At 76.5% G+C, this 3,922-nt stretch carries 3 protein-coding genes; 1 reads left to right on the top strand and 2 read right to left on the bottom strand.

The genetic code is table 11. The features are described 5' to 3' along the window. Positions 1 to 84: 84 nt before the first annotated feature. Positions 85 to 1,164 (bottom strand): hypothetical protein, encoded by a 1,080-nt coding sequence (locus ACFV9J_RS36785; RefSeq protein WP_385362006.1) that lies wholly within the window; start codon positions 1,162 to 1,164, stop codon positions 85 to 87. Between the two features lie 72 nt (positions 1,165 to 1,236). On the opposite strand from ACFV9J_RS36785, the gene ACFV9J_RS36780 reads away from it, so the two are divergent. Continuing rightward, entirely contained in the window at positions 1,237 to 3,081 is a 1,845-nt protein-coding gene (locus tag ACFV9J_RS36780) for a LuxR C-terminal-related transcriptional regulator (RefSeq protein ID WP_385362004.1), read from the top strand. A 26-nt stretch (positions 3,082 to 3,107) separates the two neighbouring features. Here the strand turns inward: ACFV9J_RS36780 and ACFV9J_RS36775 are convergent. After that, a partial coding sequence (locus ACFV9J_RS36775) for a CHAT domain-containing protein (RefSeq protein WP_385362002.1) occupies positions 3,108 to 3,922 on the bottom strand: 815 nt, incomplete at its 5' end.

Here is a 3,922-nt window from a genome sequence, read left to right as displayed (position 1 = left end):
CAGCCCCCGAAGGCGGCGCGCGCCGCGGCCGGCCCCCGGCGCCGGTCTGTGGCCACGGCGCACGGGTGCTTGTGAGCCGCGCGGTCACCAGTACATGACCGCCGTCTCGCCCGCACCCCACGAGGAGTACAGGCGCACCCGGACGACATAGCGGCGGCCCTTGACGAAACGGGCCCTGATCGTGGCGTTGCCGGGGCTTCCCCCGTCGTCCTGTCCGGCGAAGTAGCGGGGCACACCGTCCCGCTCCTCGAAGACGACGACGACGGCGTCGCTGTCACCGAAGGCGCCCACGGTGTACTCGCGGGTCTCCGGCGGATCCACGCGGAAGTCGGCCTGCTCGCCGGGCCCGAGACCCAGCGGCACCGAGCGGAACGGCACCAGCGGACCGGGCCGGCCGGTGGGCGGGTACCAGCGCAGGGCGAACTCCTTGTCGGCGGCGGAGAGCGTACCGGGCGGGCGCAGGCCAGAACGGTAGTGCTCGGGCTCCAGTATCAGGCCCGAGGCGAACGGGTACTCCATGATCGACTGCGGGTCCCAGACCGGGCCGTTGGCCTCGTCGCCGTCGAGCTTGCGCAGGATGTTGTGGAAGGTCCGCTCCCGGCTCCAGTGGTTGGGCGGGCCCGCCAGCTCGGCGTAGACGGCCTCGTCGTCCCACAGGATGCCCGCGAACGGGCTCTGGTGCTCGTGCAGCATGCCGAGCGCGTGCCCGATCTGGTGCAGGGCCGTCGCCCGCTCGCCCGGCGCGGTCAGGTCCCAGCCGAAGTTCATCGTACGGTCGTTCAGACCGACCCCGAGCGCGTCCTTGCCCACCGCCGACCAGGACCCGTCGCCGGGCTGGAAGCCGATGCGCAGCTCCGCCTCAGACCGGTCGCGGACCTCTTCGAGGCCGAGCCCGATGCCCAGGTCGCGCCACTCCCGGAAGCAGTCGCGCACCACGTCCCGCTGTTCCTCGGTCCCCGCCCACGAACCCCGCCGCGGCCGCCCGGTGCCCGGCATCGGGACCACCGAGGCGTCGGTGTCGCCGCCGAGGAAGCAGTAGTGCAGCACGGTGGCGTTGACCCACATCCGCTGCCCGCCGACGAGCGCGGCGACGCGCTCGACGGCCAGCCCCGGCGGAAGCACCGGGGCAGGCTGCCGCGCGAGCGAGCAGTAGCGTGCGGTCATGGGCATCAGGGTGCCGTCCGGACCGTCCCCGGCGCCTGAGTCGGGGGGTACTCAAGTCACCCTGTATCAGGGATGAGTATGCCGACTCATGTTGCCGTGACGACTTCTCTGCGGGACCCGAAGAGGCTGGAGACCCCCTGGCCGTTCACCGGTCGGGCGGACGAACTGGAGCTGGTGCGCGGGTCCGTGGCGGCCGGAAGGGGCGGCCTCGTGGTGACGGGCCCGGCGGGCGCGGGCAAGACCAGGCTGGTGACGGAGGCCGTGCGCGGCACCGACTGCGCCCGCGCCGCCGGGACGCCCGAGACCCGGGACATCCCCTTCGCCGCCTTCGCCCACCTGCTGCCCGAGGGGGTCACCCTGCACCGCGCGGTACACCTCCTGTCCGGCGTACGGCTGCTGCTGGTCGACGACGCGCAGCTGCTCGACGCCGCCTCGGCCGCCCTCGTGCACCAGCTCGCCGTGCACGGCCGCACCCGCCTCCTGGTCGTCGCCACCGACGGCGCGTCCGTACCGGACGCGGTGTCCCGGCTGTGGTCCGGTGAGCTGCTGCCGCGCCTCGCCCTGGAACCGCTGCCCCGCGAGGAGACCGCCGAACTGCTCGCGGCCGGCGCGGACACCGTCCTGGAGCCGCTCACCGTCGACCGGCTGCACCGCCTGTGCCGGGGAGACCTGCGGCTGCTGCGTGAACTGCTGACCGCCGTCCGCGAGGGCGGCCTGCTCGTGCCGGTGCCGGACACGGACCAGTGGGCGTGGCGCGGACCGGTGCCGGTCACCCCGGCGGTCCGCGAGCACACCGCCCAGGTACTCGACCGCCCCCGCACCGAGGAGCGGGAGACGCTCGAACGGCTCGCCTTCGCCGAGCCCCTGCCCCTGGACCTGGACCTGGACCTGGACTTGGACTTGGACGCGTTCGACGTACGGATCCTGGAGAACCTGGAGGCCGAGGGCCTGGTCACCGTCGACGACCACGGCGCCGGGCGCCTCGCGCACCCCCTGCACGGCCCGGTGCTGCGTGCTGCCGCGGGCCGGCTGCGGACCCGGCGCCTGGCCGCCCGCCCCCCGGGCCGGACCGGCCCCGCCCTGGAGGCGGAGCGGGCCGCCCTCGTCCTGCGCATCGAGCAGGCCGACGTACGGCCGGTCGAGGCCCCCGTGGGGGAGTGGCTGGCCGCCGAGGATGTGCCGCTGCCGGCCGGGTACGCGGCGCTGCGGGCCCGGTTCGCCCGGTTGGGCGGGCGGCTGCGCGACGCCGCGGCCTGGGCCCGCGAGGGCCTGCGGACCGACCTCGACGACCCCGACTGCCGTACCGAACTCGTCCTGGCCACCGCGCAGTCGGGCGACGGGGCGCGGGTCGGCGCGGAGGCCGCCGTCGCCTGGGCCGCCGCCGCGCGCGGCGACCTCGACGAGGCGGTCCGGACGGCCGACCGGGGCGACCCGTACGACGCCGTCCGGCTCGGCGCGCCCGAGCGTGCGGCCGGCCGGCTGACCGGCGTCTTCGCCGCGCACGCCGACGCCCTCGCGCGCGAGGACGGACCCGCGCTCGACCGGGCCGCCGACGAGTTGGAACGGCGCGGATTCCTGTTGTTCGCGGCCGAGGCGAGCGCCCAGGCGGTCCCCGTCCACCGCGACCCGCGGGCCGCCCGCACCGCGCGGACCCGGGCCGCCGCCCTCGCCCGGCGCTGCCAGGGCGCCCGCACCCCCGCGCTGTCCGGCCTGGTGCTCGGCGAACTCACCGCCCGGCAGCGGCAGATCGTCACGCTCGCCGCCGCGGGCCTGAGCAACCGGCAGATCGCGGAGCGGCTGACCCTCTCCGTCCGCACCGTCGGCAACCACCTCTACGGCGCCTACACCCGCCTCGGCGCGGGCGACCGCGGCGCCCTGCCGTGGCTCATGGAACTGCCCGAGCCCCAGCCCGCCTGACCCGGCGGCCGGGTACCGGGGCGGGTTCAGGCCGCCCCGAACGCCGTGAACGCCCACCCCGTCGCCTGGTGCACCGCGTCGCCCGGCAGCGCGGCCCGCGCGTCGCGCAGCGCCTCCGCCAGGGACAGACCGGCCTCCAGCCCCTTGTGCAGCGCGAGCATCAGGGGCACCACCGCGGCGTCGTTGACCGGCGCGGTGCACGCCACCACCCCGGCCGTGCCCAGCGGCAGCAGGGCGGTGACCAGGCCGAGCAACTCGTCGGCGCCGACCGAAGCGAAGCGCGCGGTGTCGCAGCAGGGCAGGATGATCCGGTACGGGCTGCGGTCGAGCCGCTCGAAGTCGTGCACGATGAGCGGCCCGTCGGCCATCCGCAGCGACGAGAACAGCGGGCTGTCCGCGCGGAAGGTCCCGTGCGCCGCGATGTGCGCCAACGCGGCCCCGTCCAGTTCCCGCAACACGCCGGGCACCCGGGCGTCGTCGCCCTCCAGCACGACGGTGCCGCACCGCACGGCGGCGCCGGTCCCGGGGCCACCGGAACGCGCCTGCCGGGCGGCGTCGGCCTCCCGACCGACGACCTCCCCGCCGACGCCGACGCCGACGCCGACGCCGTCGACAAGCAGCGAAGCCCGTCTCTCGCCGCCGTCCGCCGCGGCCGGCTCCGCCCGCCCCCCGCGCTCCCACCCACCCCGCGACGGCACCGGGAGCGCCCCGGCGGCCCGCCCGCGTTCGCCGCGGTGGGGCCCGCCCTGCGACGGCACTCGGCGCATTCCGGTCGACGTGGGGTGTCCGCCGCGGTCCGGCGTGGCCTGCGGCGGCACTGAAGGGGTGCCGGGCGGCGGTT

Source organism: Streptomyces sp. NPDC059906, from assembly GCF_042730645.1.
Classification (GTDB): Bacteria; Actinomycetota; Actinomycetes; order Streptomycetales; family Streptomycetaceae; genus Streptomyces; species Streptomyces rubrogriseus.
Note: the sequence above shows the minus strand (reverse complement) of the source record. Positions and strands in the feature narration are given on the sequence as shown.

Bases quoted from the DNA above. Each gene is read 5' to 3' on its own strand.
- ACFV9J_RS36785 (WP_385362006.1), bottom strand. From the start codon at position 1,164: ATGACCGCACGCTACTGCTCGCTCGCGCGGCAGCCTGCCCCGGTGCTT.
- ACFV9J_RS36780 (WP_385362004.1), top strand. From the start codon at position 1,237: ATGAGTATGCCGACTCATGTTGCCGTGACGACTTCTCTGCGGGACCCG.